Genomic DNA, 21,620 nt, shown 5'->3' with positions numbered 1-21,620 from the left:
CAATGGCTACTTTTGATGTTCTTTTGCCGGTAAAAAATTGCATACGCTTTCTCCGGGAATCGATCGACAGCATATGTGCTCAGAGCTGTTCCGATTGGCGCCTATTTGTTCTCGATCATGGCTCCACCGATGGCAGCTTGGAACAAGCTCAAGCTTACGCAAGACACGATAAGCGCATCCTGGTTCTTCAGGTACCAAGCGCCGCCAGTTTCTCCAATCTGCTCAATTACGGCCTGGAGCATTGCGATAGCAAATATGTGATTAGACAAGACGCCGACGATGTGTCGCGCCCGCGAAGAATGGACATGCTCGCCAGCGCCTTCGAGGCGTTTGAAGACACTGTTCTGATCGGTTCTCAAGCGCGGATTATCGATCAGCACGGCTCGGCGATCGGCAGCACGAACCTTCCAGTCGGTATGGCCGCGCTCAAGGCATCCGTGTTCTTTAAGATACCAGTACTGCATCCGTCGGCCGCAATGCGGTTGAGCGCATTGCGGCGCTTGCGCGCGCGCTATGGCGAAGACTTTATCAAGGCATTGCCGGCCCAGTCTCGCCTCACGGTACCCTCACTTGCCGAAGACTATTTTTTGTTCGGGCAGCTCGCCTTGGTCGGGCAATGCCGAAACCTGGACGCGCAATTGTTGGAGTACCGCTGGCATGGCGCGAACGTCAGCGCGACCAAGTCCCTGGAGCAACTTCACTATGCATTAGCCATATCGCGCAACTTGGCGCGAACTTTTTCCGCCATGCACGGTCTGCCCGCGTTTGACCCAGCCCCCTTTTGCAACCATGGGGACATGCTTTTCAATTTCCCTAGCGACCGTGATTTTCGCTCGGGGTTCCTCTCGATGAAGAACATCCTAACCAAGGCTCTTCCCAATAGTCTGGAACTGCAGCGCGATCTTAGTTTTCGAAAAGTAGTCTCTGACCGCCGTTCGTTGGCCATGACGGCTAATTACCTGCACCATGCGAGCCAACACGGTGGTAATCGGAGCGAATGGAGAACCGTCAAATCATGGTTGCTCCGCAATGTTCGGAATCGGGAATTCCTGACCGTTACCGGCCAATTGGATGCGATATGAGCATTATCGGACTTTTTCCCAGCCCTTCTCACCGTCGGCGCGCGCTTGGACTTATGGAGGCCGGTCCATACTTGCCACTGCACACATCCGGCACAACAATTGAAGCGACTGTGTTTTCAACACGTTGAAGGACATCATGACCCAAGCCGCAAAAGAAGCGATCGCCAATCTTCCGACCGCCGCTTTCGCGGCGATGTGCTGTGGCGTCGGCTACCTCACCGCCCACTATGCCACCGAATCGACGCCAACCATCGTTGCGACGGCGGCCATTGTGCTACTCGCCACGCTCGGGCTGCTGTGCGCAAAGGATCGCAAAGCGCTACTGGTACTCATTCTGGTTACGCGCTCGGCGGGCGATTTGGTGCTGGAGTCGATGCGTTCATCGTTGGGCGAGCAAGGCATGGGACCTGGCGCCGCGATCAATGCCTGCGTGATCGCATTGACGTGCTCGCTGGTTTTCAATAAGCCGACAAACGCGTGCAACAAAATGAGCTGGGCATGGTTGCCTTTTTTTGTTACGGCCCTGTTCGGCCTTGCGCTATCTCCGGAAAAGATTGACGCGTTGCGCCTGTGTCTCACCTGGCTATCGAACTATGCGATCTTCCTGAGTGCATTCTATATCGTCAGTACGATAGACGACTTTCGATATTGCCTAAGGGTGATCCTTTGGTCATCCCTACTGCCCGCCGCTTATTCGATGGCGCAAATCCTCGGCGGCGTGGGCACGGACTGGCGCACCGACCGGTTTCAGAGCACATTCACCCACCCCAACATTTTCGCGTTTTACCTGACACTGGTGATTTTCCTCGGCTTTTACCTCATCAAATGCAATTCAGCGACGGTGGCCTGGAAACGGGCCGGCCTAGGTATTTACTTGACGTATCTTGCCGGCTTGCTGCTGCTAACGCAGACCCGCAGCGCCTGGTTCACCTGTGCCGCGGCTTTTCTGGTGTTTGGACTGTTCTTTCAGCGCCGTTACCTGATCTATCTTGTGTCACTACTGGTCGTTTCCGCATTCATCCCCTCGGTGCATGATCGCCTACTTGACCTTAACGGCAGCGAACTCGCGGGTTCCCAGGTGAAACTGAACTCTCTGGCATGGCGCATCGAGTTGTGGAAGTCCGCGTGGGACTGGATGGAGCCGGCGCGGTACGGCTTCGGCTACGGAATAGGAGCGTTCCGTGAAAACGCTCCAATATTCTTCGCGCGCAGCGATGGCGTGAAGTGGGATGCGCACAATGTTTATGTGCAGTGGTTCTTTGACGTCGGGCTGTCGGGGCTATGCGCATATCTTTGGCTTCATGGCCGTTTGCTCTATCTCCTGTCCCCCCTGTACGCCATCGATAAACTCGCCGGCTTTTTTTCCGCGGTTCTGATCGTCGGCTATCTCGCGGTATCGCTGTCCGACAACATGATGTTTTACCTCGTCTATAACTGGTATTACTGGTTCGCGATAGGCGCAGCCTGCGCTTTGGTTCACGCGATGTCGGGTGGCGGAATTCCCGCCACCGCCGATAGGACGACACGCCCCCGGCGCTCTGTTCAGCCTGCTCCGCCGCGTCAAGGCACCAATCCCGACAACCCTCGCCGGAGATGGCAATGACTTCCACGAGCACTTCCCGCGTCCATGATTGGCGATGCATTGCCAGCCTGGTCACGCTGTTGTCCCTTGGGGGGCTCTTTTCGGCGCAAGCACAAACCCTGCCTCCCCGCCAGAGCGCCGGCGATATCAAGCCTGCCGCCGCCCCTCGTTGGGGCAGCAGTGATACGCCTTTCGCCTCCACATCGCCTTGGAATAGCCGGCCGATCGCGCCGCGACTGGGCTCGACGCCGATACGGACAGCCCATTTCAAGCCCACGATTGAGGCGCATGCGTGGTCCACCGGCGTATTCGTCAGTTCGGAGTCGGATCGTCCTGCCACTGTACATGGCGCGACCGGCACCAATGGCGTATGGAACGCGGACAGTCTCACTTTCTCGGATGTCACCTTTGCGCATTGGCCGTCGCGGCTGGCGCCGGCGACGGGCAGCGACGGCCACGCTGAAATCATCGCCCCCGCCGAGGACATCGTTCACTCATTTTGGCGATTACGACGGGAAGGCAGTCGGTGGGTGGCAGCGCAATACGCCTGGAGCAGGCTTAGTGGTCGCGGCTGGGGCGACCCGGCGCACGCCCTGCAGGGGGCGCGGGCCGCCGGGGTGCCTTCTCTGGGTGGACTGATACGCAAGCATGAGGTCACCGACGGCACTGCGCACTATCGGCACGCGCTGGCCGTCTCGCTCGACCGTGAAATGCTCTCACCGTCACCAGGGTATGTGTTCCCCGCCACCTCGGCCGATACCGATGCGCCACTGGTGAATACTGGCGCAATTCCATTGGGTGCACTCATGATGCTACCTCCATCGTTCGACATCGGCCAATTGCAAGACGCTCGGCTAAGGAAGGTGGCGCTTACACTGCGCCTCTATGGCGCGTATGTGGTTGATCGAAACGAGGGGACGCCGTTTGTGCTGTATGCGGAAATAGGCGCCCCGCTCAACCTGCACGAATCCCGCTGGAATCAGACCGCGGTCGAGGATCTCGAACGGATGCGGGCCGCGCTACGCCAGGTGGTCGGCGCCGACGGATGGTTGGACGGGGACAACCGCCGGATTACCCCTCAATCCAATTTGAACCTGTTGTCCATGCGTGGCCCATGGCATCACGATCAAGGGGCGGCTCTAGGCGAGTTCGACTCGCCCTCTCAATCATTGGTCTTTCCGGCCCAGCCGATACGTGTCAAGCAAATCAAGACCTTGCCGCGGATGCTTACGCCTGTGAATTGGGCGCGCCCCATGGCTGGCGAACAGCTGCAATTGACGTGTATCGCCTCGGGCGGAGCAAGGCTGCGACTGAGGCTGTCTGAACTTGGCTCTGGTCGGGTGCTCGCGGATAGCGGAGATCTGGAAAACGGCGAATCCTATTCATTTTCCTGGCCAAAGCAGCCAATCGGCGTCGCGATTCGCGCCATCAGTGGCATTGGTCAACCTTCACGGGTCGGCGGCGAATTGCTGCGGCGAGCGCCGCGGCAGCCCAAGTGGCCCAGCGCAAAAGCGCCTTGAAGCATGGCGAATAGTTCCCGCCCGCTCTGTGGCAAGCTGAACAAACAATCGAAGGAGAGCACGTGAGCACACTACGTATAGCCTATCTCGTAAATCAATATCCGATGGTCAGTCACAGCTTTATTCGGCGCGAGATCCAAGCCTTGGAGAGGCGAGGCGTCGAGATCGAGCGCATCGCCCTGCGCGGCTGGCGCGCGGACCTGCGTGACGACGGGGACAAGCTCGAACGTCAAAAAACACGCTACGTCCTGCAGGGCGTCTTGTCCCGCCTAATCTGGACGGCCTTGTTGGTGGCGCTACTGCACCCGCTGCGCTGTGGCGGCGCGCTCGCGCTGGCGCTCAAGCTCGCCCGCGGATCGCAACAGTTCTGGCCAGTCCATTTGGCTTACCTTGCCGAGGCGTGTGTGGTGGCAAGATGGCTCAAGCAAACCAAGGCGAATCACCTCCACGCGCATTTCGGAACCAACTCCGCTGAAGTCGCCATGTTGGCGTCCCATATTTCCGGCGTGCCGTACAGTTTCACGGTGCATGGACCCGACGAATTCGATCGCCCCGTCGCGATCGGACTCAAGGAAAAGGTCCGCCGCAGCGCCTTTGTTGTCGCGGTTAGCTCCTTCGGACGCAGCCAGCTCTTCCGCTGGATCGAGTCAAGCGATTGGCCGAAGGTGAAAATCGTCCATTGTGGACTCGAGCCCGACTTTCACAACTTCGCGGTCGGCCCGCTGCGAAATCATCGACGCCTGGTCTGTGTGGGCCGCCTATGCGCACAGAAAGGCCAACTGCTGCTGCTGCAAGCCGCCTCTTTGTTGGCCAACAGAGGCGTCGCGTTCGAAATCGTCCTTGCGGGCGATGGCGAGCAACGCGAGCTGATCGATAGCGAAATCGAGCGGCTCGGACTGACGGAGCATGTTCACGTAACCGGCTGGATAAGTAGCGACGAGGTACGCGACACGTTGCTTTCGGCCAGGGGCATGGTATTGCCTAGCTTTGCCGAAGGACTGCCGGTCGTCATCATGGAAGCGATGTCGTTACGTCGTCCAGTTCTTACGACCTATATCGCGGGCATTCCGGAACTGGTGCTGCATGGCGTCAATGGCTGGCTATTTCCCTCAGGTTGTGTTGAAGCGCTCGCCGCAGCCATCCAAGTCTGTCTCGATACGCCAGCCGAAGAGATCGAGGTTATGGGCGAACAAGCGCGGCAACGGATTCTCGAACGGCATGATATCGATCAACAAGCTTCGAACATCGCGACACTGTTTGGCAGATCCGATGTCTCGATCGCACGCAAGCGGGCCTGATATGAACTCGATCGTACAATCCCTGCTGATGCTGTCCTTGGCGGCGCTTGCGCTACCGGTCTGCGTCTTGTTTTTCCAGGTCCTGTTCGCCGTCCGTGCCAAAGCGTCACCACGCGACAGCACGGGCGTTCGCCCCTCCGTCGATATACTGATTCCCGCGCACAATGAAGAGGCGGTCATCTGCCGAACGCTTGCGCATCTGACACCACAGCTGCTCGAAGGCGACCGGCTGCTGGTGGTCGCCGACAACTGCAGCGACCAAACCGCAACCATCGCTCGTTGCCACGGGGCCCAGGTCTACGAACGCGCAGACACCGAACGACGCGGGAAGGGGTACGCGCTCGATTGCGGCGTGCGCTGGCTTGAATATGACCAGCGCGACGTCCTGGTCATCATCGATGCCGATTGCATCGCCGAGCCCGGCACGATCGAGGCGCTGGCGGTCTGTACTCAACGTAGCGGGCGTCCGGTTCAATCATTAAATCTGATGACCTCGGCCACACCTGATCGCAGGAGCAGTCGTATCGCCGAATTCGCATGGGTGGTCAAGAACCATGTTCGACCTTTGGGTTTCGGCTGTTTCGATTTGCCGTGCCAGTTGCAAGGCACCGGCATGGCATTCCCGTGGTGGCTCATCGCGACGGCGTCACTGGCCAACGGGCATCTGGTCGAAGACATGAAACTAGGATTGGATCTCGCCGAGCAAGGGTATCCCGCTCTGTTCTGTCCGCAAGCGAAGATCACCAGCACCTTCCCGCAGTCCGCGGCCGCCATTGCGACGCAGCGCCTGCGCTGGGAGCATGGCCACATCGGAATGATCCTCGGCACGCTCCCACGCATCTGCTTGACCGCCGCGCGAAACCGCGATGCGCCACTGATGGCGCTGGCCCTTGACATGATGGTGCCGCCATTGGCCTTGCTAAGCTTGTTGGTAGCCGGCGTGGCAGTATCCTCGGCGTTCTACGCGAACGCCACGGGGATATGGTTGCCAGCGGCCGGTGCCGCAATGTTGTCTGCCATGTATTTCACGGCGATCGCATTGGCATGGTGGAAATTCGGCCGGCGGATTGTCAGCTTCCTGGATCTTTGCCATACGCTAGGCTACATTGTGTGGAAAATTCCGCTGTATGCCAAATATTTCTACCAAAAGCAAGTCCGATGGATCCGGACGGAGCGGGGCTAGCGCGGCGGGTCGGACGCAAGGCGCCTCGAGCCCCTGTTTCACCGACGGCGATCGCTACGGCCGGCTTACGCGTCCCAATACTTGGATGACTCATGTCCCTACCACAACGTCGCAACGACGGCAGGAATGTTGCCGCCGCTGGATGGAGGCCCCCGCTCCCGCCGCGGCGGGGCCCGTGATCAAGATGCAAGCGTGCGGCCCGAACAAACGGCCATCGACACGTTCCCACTCGAGCCCCCTCGACGATCAGTGAATATCGTGCTCGGCATGATGCCAATCGTCGAGGCGCTCGAATTGGGAGTGGACGACGTCCGCCTCTTTCCCTTCTTATGGCTTGCCGTAGTCTTTCGGCAGGAACTGCAGCCTATCCCAAGGAATCCCGTTCAGGACGGAATACTCCGGCAAACCGCCAAACAGGGCCGGATATGGATTGGCTTGACCAAGGGCCGTGTAGGAAACCACGTTTTGCGCCCGAATCGAAAGCGAGCCGGCGTGGTCCCATACCACAAAACCATATTTTTGTCCCGCTTTTGCGATGGTTTTGGCCGCCGCGCTGATGTTGAGCGCGTCCACGTTGATGCTGGGATCAAGGCGGAAACGGGTACCCTCCGGAATGCGGTTTGGCGCATTGTTGGGGTTGTAGCCATCCGAGCGATTGGCGGGCCAATAGAAGATGTTGTAGTGAGCGAGATCAACCAGAGCGATACCGATGACATGGCGAATTTCTCCACGCTTCAACTCCTCCGCCGTCACTTGGCCGCCAATGAACGGTAGTCCCGTCGCGGTAGTGCCATATGGGTTCGGCCATATGCCATTGCCGGAAGAGGCGCTCTTGAGTTGACCGCCCCAGCATGCCCTCCATTGGCCATTGGTATTGCTCGCCTGCCAGAATTCCCATAAAGTATTCGTCGAGGGTTGGTAGACGGTCATCTCGCCGTCGGTACCTGCCGATGGCTTGGCCGCCGCTGGTATCGGAACCGAGGCCCACTGCGCAACCAGGCTTTGATCAACAAAACCTTTGCCGGTGCAGTCCCAGTAAGCGACCCTCTTGGTAGGGGTCGTCGCATCGGCGATATACACCGGGCTGGAATACGAGGCCGTATTTAGATTGACGTTTCCATAGTACGCAGCCTTCTGCCTCAGGAATTCGGACACGAACGCCGCCGATTGTGGATGCAGAGGCGTACTTGCGGGAATTGGCTTATACCAGAAACTATTCAACCCCAACACGGAATCCGTCAACAAGGCATTCGCCGTCGGCGGCGTCGGGGTAGGCGTGGGTGTCGGGCTCGTGGTTGTGGAAGTGACCACCGCATAATCGCAGAATTTATTCTGCCCTGGCACAGGGTCGCCAAAGTTCTGATTATTGCAGCCAATTGAGTTGGTCGCGGTGCGATAGGAGTATTTTCCGGACAGTCCGTACCGCACCTGCCTCGTGCCGGAAAACGAACACACCGAATATTCCGCGGCGCACCGCACCCAGCTGGTTGTTGTTGTGGTGGTGGGCGCCGGCGGATCACTGATCTCGCAAATTTTGTCGACACCGGGGTACGGGTCTCCGAACGTAGCATTGTTACAGGCAACTGGCCCCGTGAGTGTCCGAGAGGCATACTTTCCATCCAAGCCGTACCTGACTTGCTTCGTTCCCGTGAACGAGCAAGTACCATCTTCGACAGCGCATTTTGTCCAATCCGATGTCATGACGGTACCATGAAGTTTGGTCGGTGCGGATTTCTCGCCATCCCCGTCGGATATGTCTCCCGCGCCGCAGGCGCTAAGCAAGGCAGCTAGGGATGCGGAGGCAAGTGTGGTCAAAGGAACCTTTAATAGCCCATGTTGTGTATCAATCATACTAACCCTTTTTGCAAAAAATAAACTTAACAACGGCAATGAAATGGACACCTATGGTCTAGGTGAAACTTTCTAGTATGAATTTCGCTACAAGTCGAAAAATTGATCTCAGTTCAATAATGTTAAACATTGGAAACATAGGTTGATTAGGGGATAGCTCCCAATGCCATCAGGAAACAGTCTATTTCCAATAACAAGGCCGACGAAATTCATCAAGACGATTTCACCACGACAACAAATGCCGCAAGTCATTGTCCGTGGAAAAGAATAGTAAGGGCAATTCTTGGTCGAACACAAGAAAAATTTCATATTGTGAAATTTCCATGGAGAATATACAAGCCCCCGGCGCCGGCCTAATAGTTGCATTTGAGTTCAGAAAAATTGACTCAACGAACTATTTCTGATGGTCTTCACGGAAACCCGGCCAACGTCCCCATCGCATTGCGAAGATCTCGACCAGCCTTGCGGATTGGTTTATCCGATCGGGTACGAATTTACCGAGGAGTGAACGGCGGAGGGTTGAATCAAGAGTTTCGTTCAGGTTTATCAAACTAACTGAATGAAATATGCCTGCAGGTTTTCGCGGGATCCCGGCCTGTGTCGCCGCCGCATTGGGAAGATCTCGATCAGCCCTCCGGAATCGCATATTCGATTACTGGCGAGCTTACTGGGAACTCGGTTGTGAATAGCAAGAGGTTGAATCTTGGGGGAGGGATGTGATATCACCAAGAGAGAATTATCTCCAGGATAAAACCAACCACGACATCGAGGATATTAACCAAGAAGAAACTAAAAATTACCAGGCCATATCCTATAGCAACCGAAATTTTAAATATTCAGAGCAGGCGAGATAATTTCCGAGAGCGGCAACTTGAGGGATTGGGCAAAATTTCATGAAAGTTGCCGTTCCAAGATCAAATGACGTTGAGGGAAAAAAGATGTGTATAACGTTATGGAGTAGGGGGTGACTGGGAGAGTGAGTGGGTATCAAAAGCGAGGTGAAGGAAGAAGGGAGAGAGGAATACCACGGCCATGCACGGTGCGTGGCGTCGCCTGGATACCCGGCCATGCTGCGCAATTATGCGGGACTTGGAAATGGAATTTTTGGATGGATCAAGCTCAGCAGCTGTTTAAACTCGCAGAGCGTGTTTACATTGGGCGCCGATTAAGTGCGCATCAGAAAATGGCTCATTGGACCTTCGCGCCTTCGCCAATATGCGAGGTCGCTCAAAGCTAAAGTAATTCACCTTGATCCGTACAACCAGCAAGGTTCATACGTGCCAGCACCACGGCGAATTCCTCCAACTCTATCGCTGCAAGCAAAAGACGCCTGGATTGTTCCAACAACTGCAGGCCGGCGCACGTAACCACCGCCTTCCTGCCATCAAGCTTAAAGAGCCGGACTCCGTATTGGTTCTCCAGCTTCGCTATTGAGTAGCTGACACCGGGCTGTGTGAGTCCGAGCCGATTGGCCGCACTGGCAAAACTACCGCAGTCGATCACCGCATGAAAGACGCGCCACTGCGCCAAACTTGCACGGCAGCGCTGCAAATGCACAAATGGACGATCAGCCACCTCATGTCGCCAAGGGGGAGGATTTGCATTCGAGTTCTGCATGGGCATATTTTCCTTTCACGCTGAAAATTCAAACCATTGCACCGGAAAAATTCCCCCGAAGCAATGCGATCTTATCAGGCGTCATGAAAAAAAGATTCAACTTATAATCATTTCCATGAAAAAAAACACCGTTACGATAAAAATAGGATGAATATCCTAGCCCACGAAGATATTCGCACAAATCTTCATTTGGGGTCTCCATGAGAAGAACCGGAGTGTGCTCGGTTAGGGTCTTCCGCGCTCCGTCGAGCGCACTCTTTTCGAATCCTTGAATGTCCAGTTTGATGAAAAAAGGACTTATATTCAATGAATCCAATGTTTTTAAAATGCATGGCAGGGAGAGTAGGCTCAACTTATTCGGGTCGAACCCGTACAATGTCTTTTCCGACAGCCACGAAATTGCTTCGCTTCTGTCAATTGATCCCAAACCGTCAAAAATATACTTTCTGTATCGTGGCACATGTAATGTAAACTCCCCTTCGTCGGCTCCCAGCCCAAAGGAATTTACCACAACATCATGGCTATTCGAGTATCGATCGCTTAGCTTTCTTGCTAAAATTGGATTGGCTTCGAAGCTGATTATTTTCCCTTTCCGGGCCATCATGCGAATCGCGGTAATGCTCTGCCCCCTGTTCGCGCCGACATCCACATACGTCTGTCCTTCCGGGAAGAGACGCAGCGCTCTGAAGTCGGACTCAAAAGGCTTCCTTAATATCCTACACACCATATTTTGCACCCAAGGCTTAATCTCGGATAAGTAAGGAAAATATGTCTGCGCGGTGCGAACAATCTTCTTAAACCTGAGGTAATCCATCATATCCATATGATCTCGCAAAAATATCCTAGATTAGTCCGGCGGACCAACCTATTGGGCTGGCGAAGAATGCAATCAAATAACGGAACGTCCGATTTCTTGGTAAGATGGTAACCTTTAATAGTCGACGACAGATTGACAATACGCAAGAAACTGCTTGCACCATCAAGCTTTCCCCGAGATGCGCACGAACAATCCGATCTTGCCAATCAATGCCCTCCACTATCGCACATTGACCGTGCGATCCCACCGTCGAGAGTATGGGCGCTGGCGACGAAATGATTTACCGAGCCGAGCCATCGCAAGAGTCCCGCTACATTTCCGAGGGTGGAATAATTGCGGCCACATTCCTGTCGCGGATCGTCATGGTTGAGAAGTGCATGGCCCCAGGCATCCGCGTTCTTTTAATCACTGCCCGTTCGCGCGGAATTGGATTGTTAGTTACAGCTGTGGGTCCTGTATACACGCATCGGTAATTTCATCTGAGGTGATAAAGCCTCTTGCGCTTGCCGCCGGGTGCCGACGAATTGGTCGAGTAAAATATCCATAGGATCCCCGAATTTCGAGTCGCTTATGAGGATCGCAATCGCCACGCGGAATAACAGGTGCCGCCTTGCACCGCGCGTTCTTTGAGGCGCCTGGCTGGCGCTAACCATCAATGTGCGATTTTGTCTTCGTTCGCGAACCGGCGTAAATTTAGCGCCGGCGCCGGATCGACCTCGGGCGCGCGGTATGAGGCACGCGGCAAATCCGCAAGCAATCGCTCCATATGGCCCACCCGTCAGTTCGATGGTGTGCGAGAGAAAAATCCAGCATAGATGCGCCCGACCACTTGAACTCTGACGACTCGCTAAAACTGACAACTTACGCCATGAACAACATACGATGCTCAATGCCGTCGTCGGCCGTTTCGCGGTTACACGTTGAGGCCCCGCGATGCAAGCTGTTCGCCAGAGGCGGATCGCTGACGGTCGCTTCTAGCTGTTCGCCACTGCCCGATGCATTCGGTAACTTCAGCGACGCGCCTGTAGCGACGCGATCTGTCGCATACTAGACGTGATCACCAACTCGGGTTCTCCGCTCGCGCCACGTTCCAGTTCGCTCAGAAAACGGCGTTTACCGTCTGCCAATGTGATAGGCTGGATGGTGCGCGCGGCATACAATCTGCGCAACCCGTCATCGACCATATCCGCATCCCACGGCCCCCAATTGATGGTTAGCGCATGCACGTGTGGCCAGCTGTAACTGAGACTGTCGGCCAACTTGTTTAGTACTTCGTTGGCCGCGCTGTAGTCGCACTGACCGACGTCGCCGAAACGGCCTGCCAGCGATGAAAAGAAAGCGATGAATTTGAGGCTCTTTGGCTGCAGCTTTTGGGCCAGCAACAGGGCCGGCAGAACCTTGGTGTCGAAGACGGTGTTGAACGAACGCAGCGTCTTGTCGCGGATAAGCCTGTCATTAACCACGCCGGCGCCATGCAACACCCCATCAATGCGATCATAACGACGGTATATTCCGTCGATCAGCTCGCCGAATGCGGTCCGGTCGCGTACGTCGATGGCGTGATATTCAACTTGTGCCCCGCTACCGCGCATAATGGCCAAATTGGCGCGGATTCGACGCTCCTTGATAATGTTCCGTGTAGTGGCCATGACCTGCGACACAGGAACTCTTGGGTTCATCGCCCGTAATTGCCGCAGCACAACCTGCTGGAGCGCCTTCCCAGCGGGAATGTCCCGTGTCATTTCATCCTCTTCGTCAGGCAGAGCGCTACGGCCCACCAGTACCAGCGTCGGTTGGTATTTCGCCGCCAGCGCGCAAGCGATCTCGGCAGTGATACCGTAGGCGCCTCCGGTTACAAGCAGCACGGCCTTCGGTTCAAGCCGCAACCCGATCGGTGTCTGGCGGGGCGCAGCTTCGTGGTGCAAATCCACATTCCAGCGCCCCTCCGTTGTCAAGCCGATCTCGATTGCATCCCCCCTACCCTGCAACTCAGCCAGGAGACGAGGTGCCAGCGCCTCCGGCATAATGTCCGGCGCGGCGTCGACGCACCGCACCGTCACGGCCGGCCACTCGCGGGCGGCCGACTTGGCCACTCCCAGCGTCCCAGCGCTACAGGCATCCAATTCACGCGATCGCGCCAGACCAAACCGCCCGTCGAGCCGGGTAACGATTAACAGTCGGCCACCACCATGGACCGCGCTTGCCATCAGATCGTCCTCCACTACCTGCAGTAGGAGGAACAACGCCCTCGCATCATGCAGATGACGGGTTGGGGGTATCGGGCCATGTCCTTCGACGGGCTTCCCGACGTGCCCGCCATCGGCCCAGTAGTCGGCACCCATCAGATTGATCAATGCCCCAATAGGGGCATGCGCCGACTCCAACCGACGCCATGCGCGCACTGGTGCAGGTGCGGACAAATCCACCACCACCCGCTGTGGATCAAGTCTGTAGGTGGTGGTCCCCGGTATCAATTGCCGTACCGAGTAGCCTTGCTGTTCCAACGCATAGCGCAAGGCCTTAGCCAGCGCGCTATCGGCTCCGACCAGTAGCACCGGAAATTCGCGCGGCAATTCCGATGCCTCGGACCCAGCCTCTACCGGAAGCGCACATGCCCGCACGACATAACGCAGCACCGGTTCCTTAATCCTGAACGGTTCGACAGTCCCCACCGTTCCAAGCCGCGGAGACATCGGAACCCGCATCTTTTTTGGCGTCATCCCGCCCGTTCCATCGGATTCCGTCGATAGAAATGATTGGTTGAGCCAGTCGACAATCTGCGCGATCTTGCCAACCGCTGGTGCGGCGCTGCCGGCGGGAGGTCGCTCGTGGAAAAGAAACTTATATGCGTTCATTGCATTTCTCCTGTAGGACTGGTGGCAAGGGTTGGTTCGCCGGCCAATCAGGTGCTGCGCGCATGGATCCTTCGGGTCGGCCGGCGAGGCCGCTTTAACCGGCGAGCACGACAACCGCACGGAGGGCATGGTCGGTATGGGACTGATGCCACGGAAGTTGGCATGGCGCAGGATCGAGGCGTGGCGCGCCCTCTTTTCTTACGCCAGTCCAATGGCCCCGGTATGGAGTGACGTGCGGCCACCTCGGCCAACCACACCAGCGTCAATTCCTCCAGCCTCATTCCAGTGAACAGCGGCACAGGTCAACCGGCAGGCCGATCGAAAACGCGTGTGCTGGCGATCGCGCCAGTGCAGCCAACCTATCGTTTCGCGGCATCCTGGGCCAAGGCATTGTACGGTCGCGAGGCAAGGATGTTGTCGACACGGCCGTTCAAACACCCGGCCACGAGGCGTGCCGCGTAGGATGGGAAGCATTCAATCCACAGCGAGGCCGCGCTCTTCCATGCGGCGCGGCCTCATCGGGGCATACTTGCAATCCGCCGGTTCAAAAGCGCCACCTGAGCACTAAGGTCGGGTGCCCGCCGCGCTGACAGCGGACGACAGCGCGCCTGGGAAGACCTGGCTGATGGTCCGGTGCCAATTTGTCAGCGGGGTCGCCGCGACATATACCGTATCCTTGGCATTCAGTTCAAAATCCTGAGCGACAGCAAACGCGCCTGGCAATTTTGCGTCAAGCGTATAGATCACGAGTTCGGTCCCGACCTTTCGAATCACATACACCCTACTCGCATCGCCGCTGGCCGGATTGATTCCGCCCGATTCCCCAAGCGCCTCGTTCAGGGTCAACCTGCCATCGCGCATGGCAAGGGCACGAGGGGAAATCACCTCTCCAGAGATGAAGACTTTGCTATCGTCTCGCGATACGACTTTCACCACATCCCCGGCGGCGAGAAGGATGTTGGCTGGATTGACGCCGCGCTCCACCATCTGAGGAAGGTTGATCCTGTAGCTGGCGCCTCCCCTGCTGAGCCGAATACGACTTTGATCGGCGGTCGGTAGAAGGCCACCGGCGCGGTTCAACGCCTCCATCAGCGTCATCGGAATGTCCGTGATTGATTGCAGTCCTGGCGACTTCACTTCGCCATCGACATAGACTCGCTTGCTGCGATACGCTTGAACTCGGAGGGTGATGCTGGGATTCTTGATGTATTTCTGCAAATGCCGGGTCAGCAGTTGGCGCGCGGCTTCCTCATTCAGTCCAGCAAGCGGGAGGCGTCCAATATAGGGAAACTGGATCGCTCCCTCATGGTCGACGACAAAGCCTGATGGGGAGGCGCTGGCGCGCCCCTCAATGCCATCATTCAAAGCGGCATCCCCTGCCAAGCTCACGTTGGTAAGGTCGGGGTGCCCCCATACAATGATGGAAAGGACATCGCCGCTTCCAATGTCATACGGCCCCGGGACGCCAACCAGATTGCCGATTGCGCTCTCCGTGGCGAACTCTCGGGTGGAGTGTTCCTTCGCTATCAAGTCGGGAGTAATCTGCTTTACCACGGCCATAGTGCCAGCAGCCTCGGCTACGGACTCTCCGGTCATGCTATCGGACCCGCTTTGAGCCCTCGTCCCCGGCGAGGTGGCGCATCCGCATAGTGAAGCAAGCAAACAGCCCGATGCCAAGTAAGCAACGATTGAATTCAATCTCATAAAATACCTTTCATCTTCGCTCGCGCGACAGTAGTCAACACCATATGGATGGTGGCCCGACGGCCGAATCAACCGGGCCGTCACGGCAAAGTCAAGGAACCGCGGACTTCATCCAGACGGTATGCGCGGCACCACTACACGCTGACATCACCAGGACCGCTCCCGCTGTTGTGGAAGCGCCAGGACTTTCGATACAACGGTTGGACCGCTTGTCGGATATCGAGAAATAGCCCCCGCTCCCGGCGGCGATCGACCACTTTTGGTTGTCGCCACCATGGCAGAGCCAAGTCCCGGCCTGGGACTGGTCCGAACTTCCATACGCATCCAGGCACAACCCTGTCATTTCCGAGACGACTTGGAAGTACGGGCCATCGCCACTCGCGGTGAGGCGCCATCGATTCATGATGGCGCCGTTGCCCGGAGCAGGCGCCTGAATCACCGGCGCCGCCTGCATGACGTTGGCCGGCGTGCTCAAGTGGTAACCATTTGCGCCGTTGGAAAAGGTGACAACCTCGCCCGGCATGGGTGCTACCTCGGGGGTGCTCTTGTGCCATCGCTGAGCATTTCCATACGTGCATGTAAGCAGTTTGAGTGGACTTTGCGGTGTGTTGGAGGAATCCGGGCTCCCTAGGCAAAGTAAATTGCTGCGACTGATCACCGTGTAAGTCCCGTCGCTGTTTTGGGAGAACGACCATTGCTGATTGAGCTCACCGTGACATGGCCAAGTGCCGGCGGTCGCTCCGTCGGCGGCGCCATAGGCGTCCAGGCACTGTCCAGACGCGATCGAGACCAATGCGAAATAGCCGCCGCTGTCCATAAGGGGACGCCATTGCAACATGGCCTTGTTTTCCGCGGTGAGTGGGGCCTGAACTATGGCATCCGAAGCCATCCCGCTCGCGCTCATGAAATAGCCGGTTTTCGCATTATTGAGTGCGATGACAACGTTCGAGCGCGGCGGATCCGGTGTCGGCAACGGAGGCGAAGGGCCGCCCGTCGACGGTGTTGATAGGAACCAAAGCTGATGCGATGCCGACGAACACGCGGTGAGGGTCAGGCGTGCTCCCGCGGTACCCGCCCCTCCCGGATTCTGCAGGCACAGTTTCGAGCGCTTATCCATAATCGAATAATAGGAACCGCCACGATCGATCAACAACCATTTCTGGTTTTCCTCGCCATGGCATTCCCACGTTCCTACCGCTCCACCTTCAGCGCTCCCATAGGCGTCGAGACACAACCCGATTGCCCGCGAGACGATTCGCACGTTCGTGCCATCACTATCGGGCAACAAACGCCATTGATTCGATTTGGAGCCCGACGCCGGCGAAACGTTCTGGATGACCTCGGCCGCGGTGAGACTACCAGCCGGCGTGCTCAGGAACTGCCCACTGGCCGCGTTGATCAATGTCGCAATGTTAACCTCCGCCAACGCATCGAACACGTTTGCGGTGATCGCCTGCGCGATCGCGCTCGTATAGTCTGACCGCAGTCCATTGGATGTGAATCCGTCCAATCCCCATGCCCATTGCATGGAACCGGTCGCAAAGACCTGTGAAGAGGATGGGGCGATGTAGAAGCTCACATCGCTTGAATCGTTGCCGACAACCGAGTGGGCCAGCGAGACCACATTGGCCGGCGACACGCCCGGCACTATCGTGTTGATTTCATAGCCCAGCAGGCCGGGGAGAGATGTGCCGTTTTCAGCCCCGGTTCCAGCAATTAGCCAGTGTGCCGCGTTGGTGATAGTGATTGCGCCCAGCACAGGATCAGCTGTGTATTGATTGCCGATCAAACCCGCTTCGGGCGTGCCCAGGTTGCGAAACAAACCAGTGGTCAAGGCCGGATCCGTCGTCGGATCCGGCACGTCCTTGAAGCAAATCATGGTCCGATTTTCCCGACTCGCACCGTAATGCCCCTCAACGAAACGTACACGCCAATAAATCTGATTCGATGAAAAAAAGGCGATATTCTTTCCAGCCTCCCTCAATCCAATGAGATTATCCCACATCGTTTTCGAATAATACTCATCATGTCCAAACGAAATAAAAGCTTTTGAGTCACTGAGTGGGGCACTCGACACGTGCAGATCCATGTTGGTTATATACTTCGTGTCGTAACCCTGCTTTTCGATCCATCGGATCATATTGTAGTCGAAGGCGGCGCTACTAATCGGATAGCCCTCCGCCACAGTCTGTACGTTTGTGATAAATTCTCCGGCTCCAGCTCCGAAGGCGGCCGACGGATTGGAGCTGGGAATGAAAGGGCGATTGAAAGAGACTGCGGTCGCTTTTTTTGCGCCATTCGCGCACTTCCACTGACTGTCATGGTTGACACAACCCGTATAAAGCGACTTCCCACCCCAGTAGTTGTACGCCTGGTAGGTGGTAATTGGCAATTGCGCAACGAAAGTCGCCGCCCTGGCATCGTCCCTGACCACGAAGATGATGTAGCTATCCTTTGGGGTGAGCGCATTGGTCGTGAGTTTGGCGAGATAAATTCCGGAAATCCAGCCCCCATCCGGACCGGCGGCCGTGATCGACTGGCTGGCGTTCCAGTTGCACTCGACAACTCCATTCGGATTCGAGCACGGCTGCGGTTGGGTGACGCCCGTCAACCCACTGTACGTGCCGACCTTTCGAGCTCCCGCTCCACCGTAGTATCCCATCCGATAAATATCGATATTGTAACTTGATGCGGAAGTACTTACATAAAGAGTGATGCTTCCGCCCGTGTTCACGCTGGTCGCCGAGGCGTAGCCCTCTATTTCGTGCTGCAGCGCCGGATTGACCAACTTCCAACTTTCCGTACCCTGTCTGGCATTCTCGATCGCCACTACGGACGCATCCGTCACAACCGTACCATGCAAAACCGTCCGTGCACCGACACTGCCACCATTCCCCCCCTCGCCTCCGCATCCGGCTAGTGCGCACAACAACATGATCGTTATAATCCATTGAAAGGGATGCATTGCGTTTGACGGGATCGCGATATTCCTCATACGTTCCTCCGCAGCAATTTGTCTCGCGAGAGAGTGTGTGTTTACCATTTTTGTACCCCAAGGCTCCTTATCTCCCCAATTCATCTGCTCCCCATTCGCTGCAATCGAAGGCATCCAGGCCCACTCACACCACGATCCTACGTGCCCTTGGGATCATCGCATTGATGAAAATCAATTCCAGATGGCCGAACAAAACTAATTCCGCTCAATATTAAGTCGCAACTCCCGAAGTCCATCGGAGGCGGGTGCGCTACGGTGGCGCGTCACCGGATCGCAGAGAACTCGCACTATGACTTGCATAGTCGCCCCCGCCCGGCACATCTGATCGACAACGTACGGCTGCCCTTTCCGGGCGAGCTGTGTCAGCAGTCTATCAATTTCTGAAGCCAGAATTTCATTGCGTCGAGCATCTGTTAGAATAACCATGATTCATCCACCACAAATGACGTTAATTCTGGAAGGAAATTGTTAATACGGATTACTCACCGCGACGATGCATGCTCACGCCTCCGTTCTGGTCTGTCGCAAAACACCCGCGCAATCACAGAAAGCGGTACACCAGACTTTGTCATGGCGGCTGCCACGGAATACTCCCCATTTCCTCCAACCAACGAGAGCAGCCGGTCAATTTTCAATGCAAGCGCTTTATCACTACGCGCATCATTTTTTTGACTGTCCATCATGTTCTCCTTGTAGTCATAGGGAAATATAAGGGAATTTGACCTCAGCCTATTTGCGCAGTATCAAGACTTAAGGGCACCTCGAATTACAGCCGATTCGAGCCGAGACACTGGGAAAACAGTGGCCCACAAGGTGAACGCGTGGTTGAACCAATCCTTTTGGTAACTGTTCAGCCGTAAGCGTCCGCTCAGTGACGTCTTGAGCGCAGTGGAAATTTGATCGATGATGGCATCACCCCGCTGGGAAGCGGCGTGATCTCAGAGCGCTGCTGGTAGGCGGCAGTACCAAGGCAAGAATTCATCAACCCGGTTGACGGGATGATCGGGGAGATGCGTCACCACGTGACGCAACCAGGCTTCGGGGTCGACACCATTCAGCGTGGTCGTGCCGATCAGGGAGTAGATCGCGGCTGCGCGCTCGCCGCCGCTGTCGGCTCCGGCGAAGAGATAGTTGCGTCGGCCAATCGCCACGCCGCGCAAGGCGCGTTCGGCCGCCGAGTTGTCGATCTCGATAGCGCCGTCGTCGCAATAGCGCAGCAGCGCCGGCCAGAGTTTGAGCGCGTACAGGATCGCCGCCGCCGTGTCGGATTGCGCGACAGCGTGTCGAGCGTAGTACGCAGCCAGTGTTCGAGATCATCGACCAAGGGGAGCGCGCGAGCTTGCCGCGCCTGCCTTCTCTCATCTGGGGGCTTGCCCCGGATCTCGGCTTCGATAACATACAGTTCGGCGATGCGGCGCAGCGCCTCGGTGGTCAGCGCCGTTGGTCGCGCCGCGTGCTGGTCGTGGAATTTGCGCCGCGCATGCGCCTTATGTGGAGCTCCACATAAGGCGCATATCCGGCGGAAATTCTTCGATGTGCACGCCGCCAGCGCCAGCCCCGTCGCCGACGAGGCGCTACAGCGCATCGCGGCGCTGTACGCGATCGAGCAGCAAGGCGCGGGACTCGATCCACCGCAACGCCTGGTGCTGCGCCAGCGCTTGGCCGAGCCGGCGCTCGCAGAAGCGCATGCCTGGTTGCTGGCGACCCGGCGCGCCGTCGCGGCCGGCAGCGGCACGGCCAAGGGGGTCGAACACGCGCTCAAGCGCTGGCCGGCGCTGGAGCGCTATGCCGGCTCGGGCACGCTGCCGATCGACAACAACCGCTGCGAGAACGCCATTCGTCCCATTGCCATCGGCAAAAAACTGGCTGTTCACCGGCTCGGAACGAGCGGGCCACCGCGCCGACGCCATCCAGAGCTTGTTCGTCACCGCCAAGCTCAACGGAACGGACTAGATCCGGCGCGCTGGCTGGCCGATGCGTTGGAACGTCTCCCGACGTGCCCCAACAGCCAGATCGACTCCCCGTTGCCATTCCCCGACTTTATCCAATCCTAAATACGCTGCACAGATGGGCGGCTGGTCGCTTACCATCGACATTCTTTTGCGCGCGCTTGTGCGGCTTCCAGCCAAGCGACATCGTACGTTCCTTGATTGTTACGATCTGGCCGCAACGCGCCAGGTTAACCATGCTTGTGCAACTGCTGTTGGACTTGCTCGCGAATACGACGGTCGAGCAGTTGATCCCCCCTCGGCCGCGCCTCGGGACGGCGGCATCGATGCTTGCGACCAGCGCCTCGAAATCCACATAAACCGACCAGAGGGTCACCGATCTTCGCGCGCCGTTCTTCGCGTTAGTGTTCTGCAAACAAGCTGATCCGGGGCTTCATCGCTGCGGGTGCGGCTGGTCGTGGCCGATGCCGGAATTTTACCGAACCAACGGCGCTCCAAGCGAGGTTTTAGAGGTGGCCTTAAAAGGTTTTGACGGCATCGAGGAATAGATCAGCCTTGTCCATGGCTGGATCGGCGACTTCCAGGGCTTGCTCGTACAGCTCGCCATCAATTGTCACGGTGGTTCTCATAGCACGCCCATTTTGCATCATCTTGCGCAGACGGCTGCCGCACGTTTGAGGGATCGCAAACTGGTCTCGAAAACGCGGACCAATACTATATCGAGATTACCGCATGCTGTTCGGCCAGTGATCGTTGACAATCGCAGCGCTGAGCAGACACTTCGTCTTTTGATCACCAACGCGACAGAACCCTTGTGATTACTAACACGATAAGGAATGATATGAAGTTCGCCATGATTTTTATGTGTTCCCACTCGGTTATCTCCTTAGCTTTCATCAGCGGAGCACTGTTAATTGAGCCCGCCGCTGCTAATGCCGCTGAGACTACTTGGACGAGGTGCGCTTACGAAGATCAGATATGCACATTTAGCGGCACACGTAACGTTCGCTACGGTGCCAATCGTAATTTTACATATCGATCCGCCACAGGCTCTATTGCCTGTAGTAACAGCGTGTTTGGCGATCCTGCATATGGTGTCGATAAGTTCTGCGACTATGAAAATGGCACGACATCTCCCCCCCCCTCTACGACAACCTGGACACAGTG

14 protein-coding genes and 3 pseudogenes are annotated in these 21,620 nt (G+C 56.8%); 7 read left to right on the top strand and 10 right to left on the bottom strand.

Annotated elements, in window-relative coordinates; all coding sequences use genetic code 11:
* The first annotated feature begins 2 nt into the window (after positions 1-2).
* The 5 genes from BM436_RS33890 (at position 3) to BM436_RS33870 (ending at position 6,665) form a co-directional block, all read left to right on the top strand.
* Positions 3-1,082, top strand: coding sequence for a glycosyltransferase (locus tag BM436_RS33890; RefSeq protein ID WP_093561188.1), 1,080 nt, complete (start codon positions 3-5; stop codon positions 1,080-1,082).
* Between the two features lie 136 nt (positions 1,083-1,218).
* On the top strand, positions 1,219-2,685 hold the full coding sequence (locus BM436_RS33885; protein ID WP_143133451.1) for an O-antigen ligase family protein: 1,467 nt from the start codon (positions 1,219-1,221) through the stop codon (positions 2,683-2,685).
* Positions 2,682-4,184 (top strand): hypothetical protein, encoded by a 1,503-nt coding sequence (locus BM436_RS33880; protein WP_093561184.1) that lies wholly within the window; start codon positions 2,682-2,684, stop codon positions 4,182-4,184. The genes BM436_RS33885 and BM436_RS33880 overlap by 4 nt, the downstream gene beginning before the upstream one ends.
* Before the next feature lie 104 nt (positions 4,185-4,288).
* Positions 4,289-5,482, top strand: coding sequence for a glycosyltransferase (locus BM436_RS33875; RefSeq protein ID WP_093561182.1), 1,194 nt, complete (start codon positions 4,289-4,291; stop codon positions 5,480-5,482).
* A 1-nt stretch (position 5,483) separates the two neighbouring features.
* Positions 5,484-6,665, top strand: a complete 1,182-nt coding sequence (locus BM436_RS33870; protein ID WP_093561180.1) for a glycosyltransferase family 2 protein — start codon at positions 5,484-5,486, stop codon at positions 6,663-6,665.
* Between the two features lie 327 nt (positions 6,666-6,992).
* Here the strand turns inward: BM436_RS33870 and BM436_RS37605 are convergent, their stop codons facing one another.
* The 8 genes and pseudogenes from BM436_RS37605 to BM436_RS33835 form a co-directional block, all read right to left on the bottom strand.
* Positions 6,993-8,516: a hypothetical protein gene (locus BM436_RS37605; RefSeq protein WP_218164986.1), complete on the bottom strand. Its 1,524-nt coding sequence runs from the start codon at positions 8,514-8,516 to the stop codon at positions 6,993-6,995.
* A 1,233-nt stretch (positions 8,517-9,749) separates the two neighbouring features.
* Complete coding sequence (locus tag BM436_RS33860; protein ID WP_177307759.1) at positions 9,750-10,133, bottom strand: LysR family transcriptional regulator; 384 nt, start codon at positions 10,131-10,133, stop codon at positions 9,750-9,752.
* A gap of 28 nt (positions 10,134-10,161) precedes the next feature.
* Entirely contained in the window at positions 10,162-10,956 is a 795-nt protein-coding gene (locus BM436_RS33855; protein WP_093561174.1) for an FkbM family methyltransferase, read from the bottom strand.
* A gap of 1,004 nt (positions 10,957-11,960) precedes the next feature.
* Positions 11,961-13,805 (bottom strand): SDR family NAD(P)-dependent oxidoreductase, encoded by a 1,845-nt coding sequence (locus BM436_RS33850; RefSeq protein ID WP_177307754.1) that lies wholly within the window; start codon positions 13,803-13,805, stop codon positions 11,961-11,963.
* A gap of 564 nt (positions 13,806-14,369) precedes the next feature.
* Positions 14,370-15,365: a polysaccharide biosynthesis/export family protein gene (locus BM436_RS33845; protein WP_229491004.1), complete on the bottom strand. Its 996-nt coding sequence runs from the start codon at positions 15,363-15,365 to the stop codon at positions 14,370-14,372.
* A gap of 235 nt (positions 15,366-15,600) precedes the next feature.
* Complete coding sequence (locus BM436_RS33840; RefSeq protein ID WP_177307750.1) at positions 15,601-18,504, bottom strand: RICIN domain-containing protein; 2,904 nt, start codon at positions 18,502-18,504, stop codon at positions 15,601-15,603.
* 482 nt (positions 18,505-18,986) lie between these two features.
* The gene (locus BM436_RS36715) at positions 18,987-19,187 is read right to left on the bottom strand and encodes a hypothetical protein (RefSeq protein ID WP_143133450.1); all 201 of its coding nucleotides are present in this window, start codon (positions 19,185-19,187) and stop codon (positions 18,987-18,989) included.
* A gap of 255 nt (positions 19,188-19,442) precedes the next feature.
* Positions 19,443-19,990, bottom strand: a pseudogene (locus BM436_RS33835) (IS66 family transposase); the annotation flags it as partial.
* Here BM436_RS33835 and BM436_RS33830 point away from each other — a divergent pair.
* Positions 19,914-20,558, top strand: coding sequence for an IS66 family transposase (locus tag BM436_RS33830; RefSeq protein WP_259741454.1), 645 nt, complete (start codon positions 19,914-19,916; stop codon positions 20,556-20,558). The pseudogene BM436_RS33835 and the gene BM436_RS33830 overlap by 77 nt on opposite strands.
* Here BM436_RS33830 and BM436_RS36710 read toward each other — a convergent pair.
* A complete protein-coding gene (locus tag BM436_RS36710; protein ID WP_143133449.1) occupies positions 20,545-20,868 on the bottom strand; it encodes a hypothetical protein in 324 nt (107 codons plus the stop codon). The two genes, BM436_RS33830 and BM436_RS36710, sit on opposite strands and share 14 nt — an antisense overlap.
* A gap of 106 nt (positions 20,869-20,974) precedes the next feature.
* Positions 20,975-21,082 (bottom strand): annotated as a pseudogene (locus BM436_RS33820) (type II toxin-antitoxin system VapB family antitoxin); the annotation flags it as partial.
* A 212-nt stretch (positions 21,083-21,294) separates the two neighbouring features.
* Between BM436_RS33820 and BM436_RS37600 the strand changes: the two are divergent.
* A pseudogene (locus BM436_RS37600) lies at positions 21,295-21,620 on the top strand (hypothetical protein); the annotation flags it as partial.

Origin of the sequence: Pseudoduganella namucuonensis, from assembly GCF_900116645.1 — a bacterium.
Taxonomy (GTDB): Bacteria; Pseudomonadota; Gammaproteobacteria; order Burkholderiales; family Burkholderiaceae_D; genus Rugamonas; species Rugamonas namucuonensis.
The sequence above is the reverse complement of the archived record's forward strand: the minus strand, read 5'-3'. Positions and strand labels throughout refer to the sequence as shown.